Source organism: Streptomyces sp. NPDC047049 (assembly GCF_040643995.1).
In the GTDB taxonomy this organism is placed as follows: Bacteria; Actinomycetota; Actinomycetes; order Streptomycetales; family Streptomycetaceae; genus Streptomyces; species Streptomyces mooreae.
The window spans coordinates 76,724-94,232 of the sequence record NZ_JBEYVM010000003.1; the positions used below are offsets into that span (position 1 = coordinate 76,724).

The following is a 17,509-nucleotide window of genomic DNA, read 5'->3' on the forward strand; positions in this document are numbered from 1 at the left end:
GACGTAGACGTACGTCGTCCTTGACGGCCGCCGGCGCTACCGCCGGACCTCGCCCTCGTGGCGCCTCGCCCCCGCGGTGGAAGAAACTTCCGCCGCGGGGGCGCTCGGCGTCCGGGGCGGAGACCGGGGCGGAGTCCGGGGCGGAGTCCGGGGCGGGGTCCGGCGGTGTGTCGTCGGGACAGCCCTCAGCGGACTTCCGGCGCCAGACGGGCCCCCCGCAGCCTCTTCCGTACCGCGGCATTGCCCTGCTTCCTGACCTCCGCGCCGCGGTGCCCGGTGCGTGGGACGACGGCGTGTGGCGCGGTCGCCAGGGGCCTGTCCGGCGGCGGCGTGTGGTGGTCGGGCGTCACGAGCATCATCACCACCGCCACCAGCGCGACCCCTCCGGCCAGCCCGACCGCCGCCCGGGTGGTCCGCAGGTCGCTGCGTTCGGCGTCGCTCCGTACGCGCTCCGCGGCGGTCGGCGTCACCTGCTGCGCGGCCGTCAGCGCGGTGAGCCGGGCCCGCAGGATCTCGCCCTGCCGCACCGGCGGGTGCCCGTCGAGCCCCAGCTCCGGCAGCCGCTCGGCGAGCCGTTCCCGCGCATGCGTCAGCCGCCCGGCCGCGGCCGGGGTACTCGCCTCGATCTCCGCCGCGGTCTCGTAGAGCCCCAGCCCCACCCCGTCGTGCAGCAGCAGAGCCTGCCGGTAGGGGGCGGGCAGCCGTAGCAGCGCCGCCAGCAGCGCACGGTCCGCGGGCTCGCCGGTCTCGTGGAACCGCTTCGGCTTCCGGGCGGTCCGCAGCCCGGGACACAGCCGGTGCCACGGCGTCAGCGCGTACTCGTACGCGGCCGCCCGCACCCACCCCGCCGGATCCGGGTCCACCGCTACCTGCGGCCAGTGCTGCCAGGCACGCCGGAACCCCTGCTGCACGGCCCGCCGCGCGAGCCACGGCCGCCCGGTCAGCAGATAGGTCTGCCGCATCAGCGCTGCGGCATGGCGGGTGTGAAGGTCGTCGAAGGCCGCGGCGGCCTGCTCGCTCCCGGTCATCTCGCGCCGGGCACTCTCGTGCCGGGACATCTCGCACCGGGGCATCGGGTCGTCTCGCGCTGGGTCATACAGAGCAGTGTGGAAAACCGGCATCGGCGGAGGCGATGCGACACGTCGGACATTTCGCCAGTGCGGGGAGGAAACGCCTCTTGTTGGCAGCATGGCCGCGTGAGCCAGTTGACCGAGCGTGGCCCCACCCTGTCCTCGCACGGCCGAGCCGCCGCGCAGCGCTCGTCCGCGATCGGCGCGGCCTTCCTCGGCGGCGTGACGGCCGCCGGCCTCGGCCTCGGCGCGCTGGCGGTCGCCGTGCTGCTGCTCTGGGTCGCCTCCCCCGCACCCGACAGCGGCCCGTCGAGGGCCCTGCACCTCGCCGCCGACCTGTGGCTGATGGCGCACGGCGGCGCCCTCGAACGCACCACGGGCCACCTCGCCGCCCCGGTCGCCGTGACCCCGCTGCTGCTCGCCGTCCTCCCGGTCTGGCTGCTCCACCGGGCCGCCCGCCACACCCTGGCGACCGCGGCCGACGCTCGCAACGGCCCCGGCGTGGTTCCCGGCCCGGGCCCCGGCAGCGCCGCGGACGCCACCCTGGCGGTGCTGCCGCGCACCCTGCTCGGTGCGCTGCTCACCGGATATCTGCTGATCGCGGCCGCGGTGCTGGTCTACGCCTCCGCCGGGCAGCTGAGCGCCGAGCCGCTGAGCGTGCTGGTGTCCGTACCGGCCACCGCGCTCGCCACGCTCGCCGGTACGGGCTGGTTCCTGCTCCGGCATCCCGGCGCCGATCTGCTGCCCGCCTGGGCGCTGCGGGCCGGGGCCGCGGTGCCCGGCGGTCTGCGAAGCCTGCTCTCCGGCCCCCGGTTCGCGGTCGCGGCGCGCGCCGCCGGTGCCGCCCTCGGTGCCCTGCTGGTGTCCGGCGCCCTGCTCACCCTGCTCTCCCTCGGCCTGCACGCGGGCCGGGTGCAGGCCGACTTGCTCCGGCTGGCGCCCGACTGGGCGAGCCACGCCACGGTGCTGCTGCTGTGCCTCGTCCTGCTCCCGAACGCGGCCGTCTGGGGCGCCGCCTACGCCCTGGGGCCGGGGTTCACGGTCGGCGCGGGCAGCGCGGTCGGCCCGCTGGGCACCTCGCCACCTCCGGCGCTGCCCCGGCTGCCGCTGCTCGGCGGGCTGCCGGACGCCGGCCCGGGGTACCCGCTGACCTGGGCGGTGGCCGTGGTGCCGCTGCTCGCGGGGGCGCTGCTGGCGCGCTCGGTCGCCCGCTCGGTGACCCGTTCCGCAACGGCGCCCGGCGCGGTGGGGCACCCCTGGTCGTGGTGGACGACCGCGTGCGCGGCAGCCCTGGGGGCCGGTCTGTGCGGCGCCGTCACCGCGGTGCTCGCGGGTCTTTCCGGCGGCGCACTGGGCACCGGAGCGCTCGCCGTCTTCGGCCCGAGCTGGTGGCGTACGGGTCTCGCGGCGGTGGGCTGGAGCGCCCTGACCGGCGTCCCGGGCGCGATCGTGCTACGGGCCTGGCGGCAGCGGGCGGGCCGGCGGGGTCACGACGGGGACACCTGCCCCGGCGCCAAGACGGGGAGTACCGGCACCGCGACCGGCCCCGGCGGGGCGACGGCCGAGGGCGCGGGTGCCGTCCCCGGCCCCGCCGCGGCCGACGGCAAGCACAACGGCGCCCGCACCGCAGGCCGCACGGCCACGGACCCGGCGGCGGCCACGGAACCGACCGCGAGGGAGCCGGCGGCCGCGGAGCCGGCCGCCACGGAGCGGCCGGCCACCGAACCGGCCATCACGAAACCGGCCGCCACCCCTGCCACCCCGAACGGCTGACCGGCCGCCCCCGCTGCCGACTACCGCCGACTGCTGCCTACTGCCGCGCGCTCAGCAGCGGCCGCAGCTCCCGCGGCAGCAACTGCTCGCAGGACTTGCCGGCCGACTGGGTCAGGGCGTCGTTCACACAGGTGAAGTAGTCGCGGTAGACGATCTGCACGGTGAAGGTCGCGGCCACCATCACCAGCGCCAGTGAGGCGGTGACCAGGCCCGCGATCGCCGCGGTGACCTGCGGCCTGGTGCTGCCCGGCGAGGCCGGGGCACCGGGCTGGGTGCCCGGGGCGGGCTGCGCGGCGGGGGCGGGGCGGCCCTCCATGGCGGCGGTGGTGGCCGCGGCGTCGGCCTTGGCCGGGTTCGGCTTGGCACGCAGCGAGCTGATGCCCCAGTACAGCGCCAGCGCGCCCAGCAGCAGGGCCACCTCCGGCAGGCCGAACAGCACGCAGAAGAACGACCACAGCCCGCCGAGCAGTGCGAAGCGCGCCCGGCGCTGGGCCGGGTCGGTGGGGTCCCAGCGCAACCCGCCGGGGTTGCCGGGGCCACCGGGGCCGTTGCCCTGCTGGCCGTTGCGGTTCCCGGGGCGGGTGCCGAAACCGCCGCTCTGCCGCCCCGGCTGCCGGGGGCTCCACTGGTTGCCCCAGCCCGGCGCCGGCTCGTCCTGCGACGGCCGGTCCTCGTCGCCGTTGCCGTGGGCGTCACCGTTGCCGTTGCCGTTGCCGTGCGGGGCGGGGTGGCGCGGGCGCCACTCCTGGTCGGGCGCGTCGGCCGGCGGCGGGGCGAAGGGGTTGTTGTCCTGGTCGGAGTCCGGGGAATGCGGGGCGGCGGGCTCCGGGGACGAGGACGACGGCTTGCGCTCACGCGGCAGCAGCACCATCCCGGGGGAGGTGGTGGGCTGGGGATGCCACCCAGCGGTAGCTGGGGGAGGGAGCAGGAGGGCCGCGCGGCGGCGTCGGTCCGTCATCTGGAGTGCGTCTTCCCCTTGTCTCGTCTTGCCTCGTCCGTACGCCGACATCGTCACGAGGGGCGCCCGGTTACCACGAACTGCACGCAGTCTTAGGCCTGACGCTACCTCCCGTGCCCGCCCCCGTCCCGTGGGGGCCGCGCGGTGTGCCGGTATCGTTGCTGACGGTCGGCGCCTTCGTAGGGTTCCCCGGATCTGCGGTATCCGCAGTCTTGTACGACCACACAAAGCACGCGAGATCGGAAAAGAGCCCCGCCGTGGCTTCCTCCCCACCCCCCGCCCAGCCCGCCGAGCCCGGCCGCCCGGCCCGCATCGTCGTCCTCGTCTCCGGTTCCGGCACGAACCTGCAGGCACTGCTGGACGGCATCGCCGACCTGGGCCCGGAGGAGTACGGCGCCGAGATCGTGGCCGTCGGCGCGGACCGGGGCGCCATCGCGGGCCTGGAGCGTGCCGCGGCCGCCGGGCTCCCCACCTTCGTCTGCCGGGTCAAGGACTACGACAGCCGCCCGGACTGGGACGCGGCGCTCACCGAGGCGACCGCCGCGTACGAGCCGGATCTGGTGGTCTCGGCCGGTTTCATGAAGATCCTGGGCAAGGAGTTCCTCGCCCGCTTCGGCGGCCGCACCGTCAACACCCACCCGGCGCTGCTGCCGAGCTTTCCCGGTGCCCATGGCGTGCGCGACGCGCTCGCGTACGGCGCGAAGGTCACCGGATGCACCGTCCACTTCGTCGACGACGGTGTCGACACCGGCCCGATCATCGCCCAGGGCGTGGTCGAGGTCCGGGACGAGGACGACGAATCCGCGCTGCATGAGCGCATCAAGGAAGTCGAGCGATCGCTGCTCGTCGAGGTCGTGGGGCGTCTGGCCCGGCACGGCTACCGCATTGAGGGACGAAAGGTACGTATCTCGTGACCGCCACCGAAGGCACTCGGCGCCCCATCCGCCGCGCACTGGTCAGCGTCTACGACAAGTCCGGGCTGGAGGAGCTGGCGCAGGGGCTGCACGCGGCGGGCGTCCAGCTCGTCTCGACCGGCTCCACCGCCGGAAAGATCGCCGCGGCCGGGGTGCCGGTCACCAAGGTCGAGGAGCTGACGGGCTTCCCCGAGTGCCTGGACGGCCGGGTCAAGACCCTGCACCCCAAGGTGCACGCCGGCATCCTGGCCGACCTGCGGCTGGAGGACCACCGCCGGCAGCTGGCCGACCTCGGTGTCGAGCCGTTCGACCTGGTGATCGTGAACCTCTACCCGTTCCGGGAGACCGTCGCCTCCGGCGCCACCCCCGACGAGTGCGTGGAGCAGATCGACATCGGCGGCCCCTCGATGGTCCGCGCCGCCGCCAAGAACCACCCCTCGGTGGCCGTCGTCGTCAACCCCGCCCGCTACGGCGATGTCCTGGAGGCCGTCACCGGCGGCGGCTTCGAACTCGCTCAGCGCAAGCGGCTGGCGGCCGAGGCCTTCCAGCACACCGCGGCCTACGATGTGGCCGTCGCCTCCTGGTTCGCCGATGGCTACGCCCCGGCCGACGACTCCGCCTTCCCCGAGTTCCTGGGCGCCACCTACGCCCGCAAGAACGTCCTGCGCTACGGCGAGAATCCGCACCAGGGCGCCGCGCTGTACGTGGACGGCAGCGGCGGGCTCGCGGAGGCCGAGCAGCTGCACGGCAAGGAGATGTCGTACAACAACTACACGGACACCGACGCCGCGCGCCGGGCCGCGTACGACCACGCCGAGCCGTGTGTGGCGATCATCAAGCACGCCAACCCGTGCGGTATCGCGGTCGCCGCGGACGTCGCCGAGGCGCACCGCAACGCGCACGCCTGTGACCCGCTCTCCGCCTTCGGCGGCGTCATCGCCGTCAACCGCCCGGTCTCCGTGGCGATGGCCGAGCAGGTCGCCGAGATCTTCACCGAGGTCATCGTGGCCCCCGGCTACGAGGACGGCGCGGTCGAGATCCTGGCCCGCAAGAAGAACATCCGGGTGCTGCGCTGCCCCGACGCGCCGTCGAACCCCGTCGAGGTCAAGCCCGTTGACGGCGGCGCCCTGCTCCAGGAGACCGACCGGCTGCAGGCCGAGGGCGACGACCCGGCGAGCTGGACGCTGGCCAGCGGGACCGCGCTGTCCGCCGACGAGCTGGCCGAGCTGGCCTTCGCCTGGCGCGCCTGCCGTGCCGTGAAGTCCAACGCCATCCTGCTCGCCAAGGACGGCGCCACGGTCGGTGTCGGCATGGGCCAGGTCAACCGCGTGGACTCCGCGAAGCTCGCGGTGCAGCGGGCGGGCGAGGACCGGGCGCGTGGCTCCTACGCCGCCTCCGACGCCTTCTTCCCGTTCCCGGACGGCTTCGAGGTGCTGGCCGAGGCCGGCGTCAAGGCCGTGGCCCAGCCCGGCGGTTCGGTCCGCGACGAACTCGTCGTCGAGGCCGCCGCGAAGGCCGGCGTGACGATGTACTTCACCGGGACCCGGCACTTCTTCCACTGAGCCTGAGCCTGGCCGGAGCCGCCGGCAACAGCACGAAGGGCCGCACCCCAGCCGGGGTGCGGCCCTTCCGCGTTGCCTCCGCGCGGTCACCGAAGGCGTAGCCGACGACGTCAGTAACGCGGCCTGTTGAACCAGTACTTGCTCTCGTCCTTGGAGGTGAAGGCGATCACCATGATGCCCAGGATGGTGTGGACCAGGCCGATGGGGAAGGTGCACAGGCTCAATATGAGGGTGCCGACACCGAAGACGATGCTGCCGACCCGGACCCCGTTGCCCCCGTTGGCGAACTGCAGGGCCAGAGTGATCGCGAGCACGGTGAAGATCACGATGAGCACGATCACCGCGATCAGCAGGCCCTTGCTCACGTTGAGCGCGGTGACGTCCTCAGCGGCGGAGTACGCCGAGACATCGTGCGAGGCCTTGCTGACGCTGCCCAGCCCCGCCACGGCGATGATCAGGCCGATGAGGTTCACACCGGCGAGCACGAACAGGATCACCCGGGCGGCCTTGACCCCGCCGGGCATCGCCACGGGGTACTGCGGCTGCATACCGGACACCCCGCCGCCACCCGGGTACGGGCCGTACGGGGACGGCTGCTGTGGCTGCTGTGGCTGCTGCTGCGGGTAGCCGTACTGGGGCTGTTGACCCGGCGGCGGACCATAGGGGTTCTGTGGGGGATAACTCACTGGCGGTGTCCTTCATGCGACGTGAACGGAGCCGTGAAGGCCCCGGTCGCGCAGGGGCGAGGGGGCCTTCACGGAGTGGTGCACCTCGGGCCGGGGTGGCACCCCCAACCGCTTACTGGGTCTTGACGACCACCGAGCCCACGGCCTTGTCGGCGAAGGTCTGGGCCTTGTCGTCCCACAGCGGCCACAGCCAGCCGACGTAGCACGCGATGCTGTCGAGGAAGTGCGCCAGACGGCGGACGAAAGCCATGCCGAAGCCGAGCGGCTGACCGGTGTCCTCGCGGACCACCCGGATGCTCATGGCCTTCTTGCCTATGGTCTGGCCCTTGTTGCCTTCCTGGATGAGCATGAAGATGCCGCCCGCCATGAACGCCAGGGCGGCGATCACGATCAGGATGAAGGCGATGGCCGGCGGGCCGGCCGAGGCCGCTTCCGACCGGCAGTTGTAGTCGTCGTAGGCGCAGCTGTTGATCTCGCTCGTGGCGGAGGTGATCATGCCGAACCCGATCGCGTACAGGATGCCGGGCACCAGGCCCACGATCAGGCCGTCGATGAGCATGGCGCACAGCCGCGCACCCCAGCTCGCGTACCCCGTCGGCATGCCCATGCCCGGCATCCCCGGCTGGCCGTAGGGGGCCGCCGCCTGCTGCGGGTAGCCGTACGACTGCTGCTGCGGGACCTGCTGTTGGGGGTAGCCGTACGGCTGCTGCTGCGGGGCCTGCTGGGGGTACCCGTAACCGGGCTGGCCCTGCGGCGGGGCCGGGGGCTGCTGGCCGTACGGGCCCTGCGGCGCCTGCGGCTGCTGCCCGTACGGGCCCTGCGGCGGCTGCTGCTGGCCGTAGGGGTTGTTCGGGTCGCCGAAACTCATCTGCTGTTTTCCTCCGTTGGGTGACTGCGGCACGACGCGGCGTGACTCGGAGGAAAAACAGGTTTCACTGGCCACCCCCCGACAAAGCCTGCGGCACTGTGTGTCAATCCTTCTAGTTGCGCATTCACTCTGTCCAGTCAAGGCCCGTGGCTGTTGTGCAAGTGCAATGATCAATTCCGGCCACGGACGCCCCGCGTGCCCTGATTGGAACGCCGCCGCCCTCATCCGCGAAGATGGGGGGTATGACTGCCCAGATCCTGGATGGCAAGGCCACCGCAGCCGCTATCAAGTCCGAGCTCACCACCCGCGTCGAAGCGCTGAAGGCCAAGGGCGTGCAGCCCGGTCTGGGCACCCTGCTGGTGGGCGACGACCCGGGAAGCCGCTGGTACGTCAACGGCAAGCACCGTGACTGCGCCCAGGTCGGCATCGCCTCGATCCAGCGGGAACTGCCGGAGACCGCCACCCAGGAGGAGATCGAGGCGGTCGTCCGCGAGCTGAACGAGGACCCGGCCTGCACCGGCTACATCGTCCAACTCCCGCTCCCCAAGGGCATCGACGCGAACCGTGTCCTGGAACTGATGGATCCGGCCAAGGACGCCGACGGACTGCACCCGATGAGCCTGGGCCGCCTGGTCCTCGGCATCGACGGGCCGCTGCCGTGCACCCCGTACGGCATCGTCCAGCTGCTGCGGCGCCACGACGTCGAGATCAAGGGCGCCCATGTGGTGGTCGTCGGCCGCGGTATCACCATCGGCCGCCCGATGCCGCTGGTCCTCACCCGCAAGTCCGAGAACGCCACGGTGACCCAGTGCCACACCGGCACCCGCGATCTGTCCGCGCACCTCAAGCAGGCCGACATCATCGTCGCCGCGGCCGGTGTGCCGCACATCATCAAGCCCGAGGACGTCAAGCCCGGCGCGGCGGTCCTGGACGTCGGCGTCAGCCGTGACGAGGCCGGCAAGATCGTCGGCGATGTGCACCCGGGCGTCGCCGAGGTGGCCGGCTGGGTCGCCCCCAACCCCGGCGGCGTCGGCCCGATGACCCGCGCCCAGCTGCTGGTCAACGTCGTCGAGGCCGCCGAGCGCGCGGCGGGCTGACCACACGCGATCTGAGACCCTGTCCCTGAGACAGACGGATCCGGACCCCGAAGGGACTGCCAGCCATGGGTGCCGAAGCGCATGCGGACGGGGCCAGTGAGCCACAGCGCTCCTCGCGCCGCTTTCCGACGCTGACCCGCGACACCGCCCGGCCGGAAGGCGGCGGGCGGGCCGCCTCGGGCGGCTTCCCCGCGCCCGCCCGGCAGTGGCCGCTGCTCAGCGTCATGGGCGGGGTCGCGCTCGGGCTGCTGCTCGTCGCGCTCGACGCGTTCCGCATCGGGTCGATCGTGATCGGGCTCGCCCTGCTGGGCGGCGCGGTGCTGCGGTGGGCGCTGCCGTCGGTGGGGATGCTGGCCGTGCGCTCCCGCTTCACCGATATGGCCACCTACGGGGGGCTCGGCTTCGTGATCGTGATGCTGGCGCTGATGGTGCAGCCCAAGCCGTGGATCCACATCCCGTTCCTGGACGACATCGTTCACTTCACGGTGCGGTAGGGGTCCCTCCCCAGCCGGACCGGCTGGTACGACGCGATGACGGCGGCCCGTCTTCTCCTCCGGGAGGGGACGGGCCGCCGTTGTGCTGTGCGGGTGCGGGGCGCGGCGGGGTCGTACGGGGCCGTGTGAGGTCGTTCGTGGTCCTAGGAGGTCGTGCAGGGGGCGGGGCGGCGCGCGGAGAGCGGTGGAGGCGTCGTGGGACGGGTCGCGCGGCCCGGGGGAGTGCCACCGGTTGTGCTTCCGCCCGCCGGTGTCCGGCGCACGGTGGCCGCCGTCCGCGGACGCCGTGGGACGCCGTGGGATGTCCCGGCTGTGACCTGCGGGGACGTCGTCGGGGTGGACGCCGCGGTGGGACGGTGAAGGCGGCGGCGGGACGGTTCGGACACCCGCGTGGAAAGAGTAAAAAGCGGGAAGGGGAGCCCTGTCCGCGCCATCATCGGCGGCACAGGGGGCTCATGGCCTCGGGGGAGAACGAACGCGTATGGGGTGGAACATGTCGCGTTGGAAAGGGCTGCCCGAATCGCTGGACCACCGGGTGCGGTATCTGATCGTCCAGTTACGGAGACTGAAGGACCACAGCGGCCTCAGCCTGGCCGCGCTCGCCGCCAGGACCTCGTACAGCAAGTCGTCCTGGGAGCGCTATCTCAACGGCAAGAAGCTGCCGCCGCGCGAGGCGGTGGAGGCGCTGGCGCGCATCTGTGCGGCCGATACGACCCGGCTGCTGGCGCTGCACGAGGTCGCCGCCCAGGCCTGGCACGCGGAACGGCCGCAGGCGGGGGCGGAGACAGAGGCAGAGGCAGGGGCAGGAGCAGGGGCAGGGGCGGAGCGGGACGAGGCGGCCGTAGCCGCTGGGCCCGCTGCCACCGCCGTACCTGCCGTACCTGCCGCACCCGCCGTACGGGGCGTACCCGCCGCGGCCCCGGCCGGTCGCCAAGTGCCGCTCAGGCCGCTGGTGCTGGGGGCCCTGGCCGTGCTCGTCATGGCCGGTGCGGCGCTGCTGGTCGCCCGTCTCTGGGAGGACGCCTCCGGGATAGGCAGTAGTGGCGTGGACGCCGTGCCGGCCGTCAGCGGGACCGGCGCCGCACCGGCCTTCACCCGCCGGCCGGGGGAGGCCTTCCCCTGCTCCGTACAGCGCCGGGCAGGCGCCCTGTACGCCGGGCACAGCCGCACCGGCACGGCGATCCTGGGCCGTGGCGCGACGGGCTGGGACGTCGTCGAGGCGCAGTGTCTGCTGCACCGCCAGGGCTACGACCCGGGCGTGGTGGACGGCATCGTCGGCGGGAAGACCCTGCGTGCCGTCAAGCGTCTGCAGGCCAGGGCCGGTCTGCCCACGGACGGGATCGTGGGCCCCGACACCTGGAAGGTGCTGCGCCGGTGAGCGGGCCCGGCGCCGCACCGGCGGGAGGCGTCGAAAACTCTCGACTGGCAGTGCGCATGCGGGAGTTGAGGGACCGTACGGGCCTCACCCTGGCCGGTCTCGCCGAGCGGACGCCCTACAGCAAGTCGTCCTGGGAGCGCTATCTCAACGCGAAGAAGCTGCCGCCGCGGGGTGCGGTCGAGGCGCTGTGCCAGCTGGCGGGGGAGCCGTCCGGAGGGCTCCTGGCACTGTGGGAGCTGGCGGATGCGGCCTGGAGCGGACGCGGCCGGCCGGACGGCGGCGCGCTGCCGGGCAGGGGCGCGATGCCGCGCACGGGCGCGGCGCCGGACCGCGGCGAGTCACCGGACCTGGCGCCGGTCCCGGTCCCGGCCCCGGTCCCGGTTCCGGACCCGGCCCCGGAACCAGGCCCGGGACACGCCGCGGCCGGTGCGCCGCCCCCACGGCTGCCGCAGCGCGTCATGGCCGTTGTCGCCGGCGCCTGTGTCGGCCTGGCGGCGGTCGGGGTGGCGGTGCTGGCCTTCGGGGTGGGAGAGGTGGGTGTGGTGAGCACCGGCCCGGGGCGAGGGGCGGCCGCGCCCGAGCCCTCCGAGGTGACCGGCTGCCGGGCGAGGGCCTGCGACGGCAAGGATCCCGAGTCGATGTACTGCGAACTCCCTGACCTGGTGGTGACGCCGGTGGAGCGCACCGCCGCCCGCGGGGAGCATGTGCAGATCCGTTACGGCAAGGCCTGCGGCGCGGCCTGGGGCCGGCTCCGCAACGGCCGGGTCGGGGACCGTCTGGAGGTGTCGGTGCCGGGGGCGCGGCCGCGGTCGGTACGGGTGGTGGACCGGTTCGACGCCGAGGGGTATCTCGTCACGCCGATGGCGGTGGCCCGCGGACCCGAGGGCATCCGCCTCTGTCTCTACCCGGCGGGCGGCGGGGCACGGGAGTGCTTCGCACCGTAGGCCCTTGAGGGGGTGACGCGGGCTGTTCTTGTCAGTAAACGTACGGAACTCGTACAGAGTCCGGTCGAAATGCGACACTGCGGGGGCCACGGGGTGTGCGGGTGGGTGACCTGTGCCCGGATGCTCCCGTGCGCCTGCGCACGCGAACTGCCGTCCTGACCGGGGGCGTCCGTGCGGGGAGCAAGAAGGGCGGACCGGGGGAGCCGCTGTCGCACGTAAGCGGGGGGATAGGGGGAGGCAATGCCTCGCTGGAAGGCGCTTCCGGAAGAACTCGATCCGCAGGTAGGGGAGTTCACCGGTCAGCTGCGCAGGCTCGTGGACCGCAACGGGCTGAGTGTGGCCGCCGTCGCGGACCGTACGGGCTACAGCAAGACGTCCTGGGAGCGGTACCTCAACGGGCGGTTGCTGCCGCCGCTGCGCGCGGTGGTCGCGCTCGCCGAGGTGACCGGCGCGCAGCCGGCGCATCTCACCACGCTGTGGGAGCTGGCCGAACGGGCCTGGAGCCGGGCCGAGATGCGGCAGGACGTCACCATGGAAGCGATCAGCGTGGCCCAGGCGCGCGCTGCCCTGGGGGAGTTCGACACGGAGCCGGCACAGACCGCGCCGACGACGAAGTCCGCAAAGGGAGCCAAGGCGGCAAAGGGAGCCAAGGCGGCAGAAGTCAAGGCGGCGAAGGCCAAGGGCGCGAAGCCGCCGCAGGCCGCGGGCCCGCTCACGGAGCCGCTGACGGTGCAGTGGCCGCAACAGCCGCGCCTGGACCTCCCGTCGAGCGCCGACTTCCCCGCCGAGCAGATGGCGGCGGCAGCGGCATCGGGCCACTCCCCGGCGCCGGCCGCCTCTCCCGCCGCACCCGCCGCGCCCGCGAACCAACGGCCCCGCCGCGGCCGGACGGCCGTCTTCGTCGCCGGCGCGGTCGGCGCGCTGCTGCTGGCCGGCGCCGCCGTACTGCTGCTGAAACCGGCCGCCGGACCGGTCACGAAGCCGGCGGCCGCCCCCGCCACCGCGCCGAGCGCAAAGCCGGACCTTCCGGCCGGGGTGCACTGCACCGGCGAGGGCTGCGTGGGCAAGGACCCGGAGAAAATGGGGTGCGGCGGGACGCACGCGGTCACCCCGTCCCGCGGGCTGGCCGGGCGTTCGGTGATCGAGGTCCGCTACAGCGCGGTCTGCCACACCGCCTGGGCACGGATCAGCCGGGCGGCGCAGGGCGACCAGGCCACCATCAGCGCCGGCGGCCACAGCGCCACGGCGCAGGCCGAGCGGGGCGGCGACGCCTACACCCCGATGGTCGCGGTGTCCGGGGACCCGGCGAAGGTCGCCGCCTGCCAGACGACCATGTCGGGTGCCAAGAACTGTGCCCGTCCAGTTCCGGCCACGCCCGCCGGCTCCGCCACGGAATCGCCGAGCAGGTGAGCAACCTGCCGCGCACGTTCCGGCTCGCCAAGTCCGCCGGGGACGACACCAAGTGGCCACCAAAACCGGGCCGGGCGCCCCGCACACTCTGCGGGGCGCCCGGCCCGTCTCCTCCGTCGCCGTTGGCCTGCCGACGCGGTGCGGTGCGTGACCGCCGCTACGTAGCAAGCGGCGGCGCTCATGCGGCGGGAAGCGTTCGGCTTCCCCAACTGGGCGAGCGTCCTCGCGTAAGCGGATCTCCGCCTCGGAGGCATCACTCAATGAACGACCATCGGAGGATCGAGTGGCGCGATTTCCCGGTTGAAGAACTCTGTAAAATCTTCCCCTTGGCCGTAAAGCGCATCGAAGTCGGCGGAGGTTTCTTCAATCGCCACCTGATCTGTGATGCGGTTGGCTCCCGCTGCATTCCCGTCGTCGTCGTAAATCACCTCATACATGACCTCGTCGCCAAGGATCACGACTTCTGGCACAAGGTGATCGACTTCGATATCTGAGATGTTGCGGGCATCCATCACTCTGATGTTATCGCCCAGTTCCACCCGTAGGCGAAGTACGAACAATTCCCACTGTACGTACGGTGTAACCGGGAACTGCACTACGCGAAGCCGACGCTCCACAACCCCGAGTTCAGTAGCCTTCTGGAACTGAGCAGCGTAGACTTCACGCTTCTCCTCAATCAAGGAGAGCGCTCTATTCCACTCGCCGGCAGCAAAGGCTTCCCAGCTGGGAAACCCTCGCTCCTTGAAATTCTGCCCACGCTCAAGCTTTTTCAAGAAGCGGATGCCGCTCTCATGATGGCGACGAAAGTCCTTGTGGTAGCTTGGTCGATCCAAATGCTCTGAGGTAGTTCGATGGAACGACTCAAACACTTGGGATATCCGGCTTCGCCGCGACCATCATGCTCCTCGGGATGACCACGAGTCGTTCGTCGTTGCCTACCGATACACCTGCGGGAAGATTTTTCCCGAGCGAGCCTGTCAGATCTCTGCCGATGATGGCGACATCCCCATTTTCCAGCTCCCAGATATCGGGGCAGTCGGGGTTGTCTGTGGTATGCCCTAACTCCTGTGGGGATTTTCCCAGCCGCCTCTTGAATCGCGTTGTAGGGTCAGCTTCCCAAGGCCTGGCCACAACCACTCCTCTCCTTCGGGCGTTCCAGAGCTTTTCGAGCCTAGCGCCTGAAGCTCGATGCAGCCAGAGCAAACGCTGGTGCTACGCAGGAAAAATGGACGATGGCATATGCCAGGGGAAAATTACATCGAGGGTCGCTTGTCTGTTCAGTTTGATAGTGCAACGATGCTGACCTTGAGTTGCCACACGGTCCTCGCGGCCTTGATGGTCTGCTTTATGGGCTAATAGCAAAAATTTAGAGCAGTAACGATTCAACTGGGGGAGTCATGGATCCGGAATTAACATCGTTCACACAGGCCGCTGGAACCACCTTGGTCACTCTGATGGCGACTGAGGCCTGGCAGCACACTCGCGACGGGTTAACTCGCCTGTGGCAGCGTCTGCAGCCTGACCGGGCGCACATTGTTTCCGATGAATTGGACGCAAGTCGCGAAGAAGCTCTGCGCGCCCACTCGGCAGCTGACCAAGAGATGCTGAGTGAATTGTGCTTGCAATGGCAGGGATATCTCCGCCGATTGTTGCTCGCCCAGCCAGAGGCCGTTGAGGAGCTTCGCAGGTTGCTTGACGAGGTCGGTTCGGAAGCCGCTACGCACGCTGCACAGATCACTCAGCACGGAACTGCATCCGGGCGAGCACGCGTCTATCAAGCCGGCCGAGACGTGCACATCAATGAACGATGAGAGGTCCGATGGACGGCCATGCCGAAGATGCCGGTCGCGTCTACCAATCATCGCGTGACCAACACATCAGCGAGTACCACTATCACGGCAGCGATGCCCCTGGCTTGACCGGCCCGGACTCGGTTCGACGCCCGGCAGTAGGCCGAGCACCCGTGGTTCTGCGCGACCGCGCCGAAGTGCTCGATCGCTTACGGGCGAGTGTCGCGGAAACGGAAGGAGATGGCGGTCAGGCCTTCGTTCTTCACGGCATGGGAGGCTGCGGCAAGACCGCTGTCGCGCACGCCTTCTTTCAATTCGCTACGGAGGTCGGCGGTCGTGTTGGTCTGTGGGTGAACGCCTCCGACCGTGTGAGCCTGCGCTCCGGCATGCTCGCCGTTGCCGCTGACCGTGGTGCCACAGACGGCGAGCTATTGGCTGCTCGCAACGGCCTGCGTCCTGGAGCCGACCTCGTGTGGGAACACCTCGACCGGTCCGATGAGCCCTGGCTGCTGGTACTGGACAACGCAGATGATCCCGAGATTTTGGGGGATGGAAGCTGGCTGCGTACCAGTCCTGGCGGCATCGTGGTGGTCACGACACGGCGTGCGGCTGCTCGCTGGTGGCCAGGAGCGGAGTTGCAGCATATTGGGGTGCTACCGCGGGAAGACGCTGCACGAGTGCTGTGTGACCTGGCGCCGCAGAGCGGCACGTTGAAGCAGGCTTCGGCAATCGCAGACAAACTCGGTCGACTGCCGCTCGCGCTGACGCTGGCCGGGGGCTTCCTGTCCCACCAAGTCCTCGACCCCTGGACGATGGACGCCTATGGCCGACACCTCGACGAGGAAGGAGAGCGTGTCGACCTCATCGACCAAGGAGCGGACCTCTTGTCGGATGCAGACCCACGTCACCTGGTAGGGCGTACTTGGCAACTCACGCTCGACGCATTCGAAGCTCGCGGTCTACCCGAGGCAGTGACACTGCTTCGCCTGCTTGCCCGTTTCGCTTCGGAGCCACTGCCACTGACCCTGCTGAATCGCCCTGAAATCAGCGGTGTCCTCCCTCGGGCTCGCACTGAAACGGCACTGCGAGCGTTGCTCGACCAATCGCTTACTGAACTGGTTGACGTGGGCGTGCGGTGTGTTCAAAGCCACGGTGTGCTGCTCGACAGCGTCGCTTCCGCCACGCCATTGGACTCGCTTACCCATCTCAACTCGACAGCTTGCCGGCTGCTGGACGCCGCAATTCCCAAACTCCCTGATGCCGGCCCGGAAGACCCGCACCTGCGGTTGCTCAGCCCCCACGCCATCGCCTTGCTGCAGCATGCCGCGACTTCCGTAACAATGGCCGATTTGGTGGGTATCGCGACTCGCTTGGCCACTGCCCTGCACCGCACAGGGGACTACCTGTCCGCCTGGGAGACTGCCCATAGCGCGGTATCGCTTTCGGAGCACATGCTCGGTTCGGAGCACCGTTTGGTCTTGGCTGCGCGTTCCAGGTCTGGCCGAGCACTGTTCCGGCTGGGAAGGTATTCGGAGGCCGAGCCGCTGCTGCGCCAGGTCCGAAGCGATCAGGAGCGGCTGTTCGGAGCCTACGACCCGGACACTCTGGACAGTAGTCACGGACTTCAACTAGTGCTGGGAAACCGTGGCAAGAAGGCGGAAGCTCTGTCCCTGCTCCATGCCACCATCGCAGGCCGACAGTCGGCACTCGGGCCTGCACATCCATTGACGCTGCGTTCCCAGGCCAGCCTGCTGACGATGCTGTCGACGGCCGAACTCGAAATGGAAGACAACTCTGCATTGCTTTCCTTGCCCTCGGAATGTGAGCGGCATCTCGGCCCGGAGCACACAGTCACGCTGGGAGCAAGGCACAACCATGCCTGGGCGCTTTACGTACTCGGGCGCTTTGGCGAGGCCAATGAGGAGATTCAGCTGGTCGCGGACACATATGAACGTCGATTTGGGTCCGATTACCCCATCGCGCTTTCGGCGCAACAGCTATACGCTCGAATTCAAGATGGCCTCGGACACTCCGAGGCAGCAGTAGACCTTATGAATGACGTCGTGGAAAGGCGAACCAACAGCCTCGGAGCTGACCATCCTTTTACAGCTGCCAGCAGGAAGGTGCTGGCTGAGCTCAAGGAGAATCGGCGAACTGCTCCCTGATTCCTCATCGGCGGCTCCTACGAGATGTCGCTGATGAGGCAGGGGGACCGGCGCCGATCGGCGCAGCGGGTTGGCGCGGGCGCCGACCGGCCGGGCGCCGGGCCCGCTGCCTGCCCGGGGCTCCTCCCGGAGGTTGGCCGAAATTCAGGGGGCATGCTCTCAGGGATCTCGGGCAGACGACGGTTACCCCCCCACGGGTGTGGCACAACCTGGCGGCCGCCCGCACTCCCCCCTCCTTGAGTGGGCGGCCGCCGCCCCCTTCCACGGGGCACGACACGGGCCCGGCGCGGTGCACACCGCGCCGGGCACACGCGCCCCTAGGGACGGCCGTGCGGAAGACCGCATGGAGAGCCATGTGGAAGGCCCGCGGAGGCCCGCGGGAGGCCGTACGGACAGCCGT

The 17,509-nt window shown here is 70.8% G+C and carries 16 protein-coding genes; 10 read left to right on the forward strand and 6 right to left on the reverse strand.

Features of this window, described 5'->3' with window-relative positions:
* Positions 1 to 185: 185 nt before the first annotated feature.
* Positions 186 to 1,058, reverse strand: coding sequence for a sigma factor-like helix-turn-helix DNA-binding protein (locus ABZ851_RS08240; RefSeq protein ID WP_361123958.1), 873 nt, complete (start codon positions 1,056 to 1,058; stop codon positions 186 to 188).
* Positions 1,059 to 1,196: 138 nt separating this feature from the next.
* Here ABZ851_RS08240 and ABZ851_RS08245 point away from each other — a divergent pair, with 138 nt between their 5' ends.
* On the forward strand, positions 1,197 to 2,843 hold the full coding sequence (locus ABZ851_RS08245) for a DUF6350 family protein (RefSeq protein ID WP_361123960.1): 1,647 nt from the start codon (positions 1,197 to 1,199) through the stop codon (positions 2,841 to 2,843).
* A gap of 37 nt (positions 2,844 to 2,880) precedes the next feature.
* On the opposite strand, the gene ABZ851_RS08250 is transcribed toward ABZ851_RS08245, so the two are convergent.
* Positions 2,881 to 3,801, reverse strand: coding sequence for a hypothetical protein (locus ABZ851_RS08250; protein ID WP_361123962.1), 921 nt, complete (start codon positions 3,799 to 3,801; stop codon positions 2,881 to 2,883).
* A 257-nt stretch (positions 3,802 to 4,058) separates the two neighbouring features.
* Here ABZ851_RS08250 and purN point away from each other — a divergent pair, with 257 nt between their 5' ends.
* Together purN and purH are read left to right on the forward strand one after the other, a co-directional pair.
* Entirely contained in the window at positions 4,059 to 4,715 is a 657-nt protein-coding gene (purN, locus tag ABZ851_RS08255; RefSeq protein ID WP_361123964.1) for a phosphoribosylglycinamide formyltransferase, read from the forward strand.
* A complete protein-coding gene (gene purH / locus ABZ851_RS08260) occupies positions 4,712 to 6,277 on the forward strand; it encodes a bifunctional phosphoribosylaminoimidazolecarboxamide formyltransferase/IMP cyclohydrolase (RefSeq protein WP_361123966.1) in 1,566 nt (521 codons plus the stop codon). The genes purN and purH overlap by 4 nt, the downstream gene beginning before the upstream one ends.
* Before the next feature lie 110 nt (positions 6,278 to 6,387).
* Here the strand turns inward: purH and ABZ851_RS08265 are convergent, their stop codons facing one another.
* Positions 6,388 to 6,963, reverse strand: coding sequence for a hypothetical protein (locus ABZ851_RS08265; RefSeq protein ID WP_361123968.1), 576 nt, complete (start codon positions 6,961 to 6,963; stop codon positions 6,388 to 6,390).
* A gap of 112 nt (positions 6,964 to 7,075) precedes the next feature.
* Positions 7,076 to 7,831 carry an RDD family protein gene (locus tag ABZ851_RS08270; protein ID WP_361123970.1) on the reverse strand — a complete coding sequence of 252 codons (756 nt, stop codon included), beginning with the start codon at positions 7,829 to 7,831 and terminating at the stop codon, positions 7,076 to 7,078.
* A gap of 242 nt (positions 7,832 to 8,073) precedes the next feature.
* Here ABZ851_RS08270 and ABZ851_RS08275 point away from each other — a divergent pair, with 242 nt between their 5' ends.
* The 5 genes from ABZ851_RS08275 to ABZ851_RS08295 all read left to right on the forward strand — a co-directional run bounded on the left by ABZ851_RS08275 (position 8,074) and on the right by ABZ851_RS08295 (position 13,154).
* Positions 8,074 to 8,928, forward strand: a complete 855-nt coding sequence (locus tag ABZ851_RS08275) for a bifunctional methylenetetrahydrofolate dehydrogenase/methenyltetrahydrofolate cyclohydrolase (protein ID WP_336051274.1) — start codon at positions 8,074 to 8,076, stop codon at positions 8,926 to 8,928.
* Between the two features lie 65 nt (positions 8,929 to 8,993).
* Positions 8,994 to 9,422, forward strand: a complete 429-nt coding sequence (locus ABZ851_RS08280; RefSeq protein WP_336051273.1) for a DUF3017 domain-containing protein — start codon at positions 8,994 to 8,996, stop codon at positions 9,420 to 9,422.
* 493 nt (positions 9,423 to 9,915) lie between these two features.
* Positions 9,916 to 10,800: a peptidoglycan-binding protein gene (locus ABZ851_RS08285; protein WP_361123974.1), complete on the forward strand. Its 885-nt coding sequence runs from the start codon at positions 9,916 to 9,918 to the stop codon at positions 10,798 to 10,800.
* Positions 10,797 to 11,744, forward strand: a complete 948-nt coding sequence (locus ABZ851_RS08290) for a helix-turn-helix domain-containing protein (protein ID WP_361123976.1) — start codon at positions 10,797 to 10,799, stop codon at positions 11,742 to 11,744. Before ABZ851_RS08285 ends, ABZ851_RS08290 begins: the two co-directional genes overlap by 4 nt.
* Before the next feature lie 240 nt (positions 11,745 to 11,984).
* A complete protein-coding gene (locus tag ABZ851_RS08295) occupies positions 11,985 to 13,154 on the forward strand; it encodes a DUF2690 domain-containing protein (protein ID WP_361123978.1) in 1,170 nt (389 codons plus the stop codon).
* A gap of 257 nt (positions 13,155 to 13,411) precedes the next feature.
* Here the strand turns inward: ABZ851_RS08295 and ABZ851_RS08300 are convergent, their stop codons facing one another.
* Both ABZ851_RS08300 and ABZ851_RS08305 read right to left on the reverse strand, forming a co-directional pair.
* A complete protein-coding gene (locus ABZ851_RS08300; RefSeq protein WP_361123980.1) occupies positions 13,412 to 14,023 on the reverse strand; it encodes a DUF6879 family protein in 612 nt (203 codons plus the stop codon).
* Complete coding sequence (locus tag ABZ851_RS08305) at positions 14,016 to 14,285, reverse strand: hypothetical protein (protein WP_361123982.1); 270 nt, start codon at positions 14,283 to 14,285, stop codon at positions 14,016 to 14,018. Before ABZ851_RS08305 ends, ABZ851_RS08300 begins: the two co-directional genes overlap by 8 nt.
* 266 nt (positions 14,286 to 14,551) lie before the next feature.
* Between ABZ851_RS08305 and ABZ851_RS08310 the strand changes: the two genes are divergently transcribed.
* Positions 14,552 to 14,965, forward strand: a complete 414-nt coding sequence (locus ABZ851_RS08310; protein ID WP_361123984.1) for a hypothetical protein — start codon at positions 14,552 to 14,554, stop codon at positions 14,963 to 14,965.
* A gap of 8 nt (positions 14,966 to 14,973) precedes the next feature.
* Positions 14,974 to 17,109 (forward strand): tetratricopeptide repeat protein, encoded by a 2,136-nt coding sequence (locus ABZ851_RS08315; protein ID WP_361123986.1) that lies wholly within the window; start codon positions 14,974 to 14,976, stop codon positions 17,107 to 17,109.
* The last annotated feature ends 400 nt before the right edge of the window (positions 17,110 to 17,509 follow it).

Coding starts and splice junctions, on each gene's coding strand:
- ABZ851_RS08315 (WP_361123986.1), top strand. CDS start 14,974: ATGGACGGCCATGCCGAAGATGCCGGTCGCGTCTACCAATCATCGCGT.
- ABZ851_RS08275 (WP_336051274.1), top strand. CDS start 8,074: ATGACTGCCCAGATCCTGGATGGCAAGGCCACCGCAGCCGCTATCAAG.
- ABZ851_RS08310 (WP_361123984.1), top strand. CDS start 14,552: ATGGATCCGGAATTAACATCGTTCACACAGGCCGCTGGAACCACCTTG.
- ABZ851_RS08280 (WP_336051273.1), top strand. CDS start 8,994: ATGGGTGCCGAAGCGCATGCGGACGGGGCCAGTGAGCCACAGCGCTCC.
- ABZ851_RS08295 (WP_361123978.1), top strand. CDS start 11,985: ATGCCTCGCTGGAAGGCGCTTCCGGAAGAACTCGATCCGCAGGTAGGG.
- ABZ851_RS08250 (WP_361123962.1), bottom strand. CDS start 3,801: ATGACGGACCGACGCCGCCGCGCGGCCCTCCTGCTCCCTCCCCCAGCT.
- ABZ851_RS08270 (WP_361123970.1), bottom strand. CDS start 7,831: ATGAGTTTCGGCGACCCGAACAACCCCTACGGCCAGCAGCAGCCGCCG.
- ABZ851_RS08240 (WP_361123958.1), bottom strand. CDS start 1,058: ATGTCCCGGCACGAGAGTGCCCGGCGCGAGATGACCGGGAGCGAGCAG.
- ABZ851_RS08285 (WP_361123974.1), top strand. CDS start 9,916: ATGTCGCGTTGGAAAGGGCTGCCCGAATCGCTGGACCACCGGGTGCGG.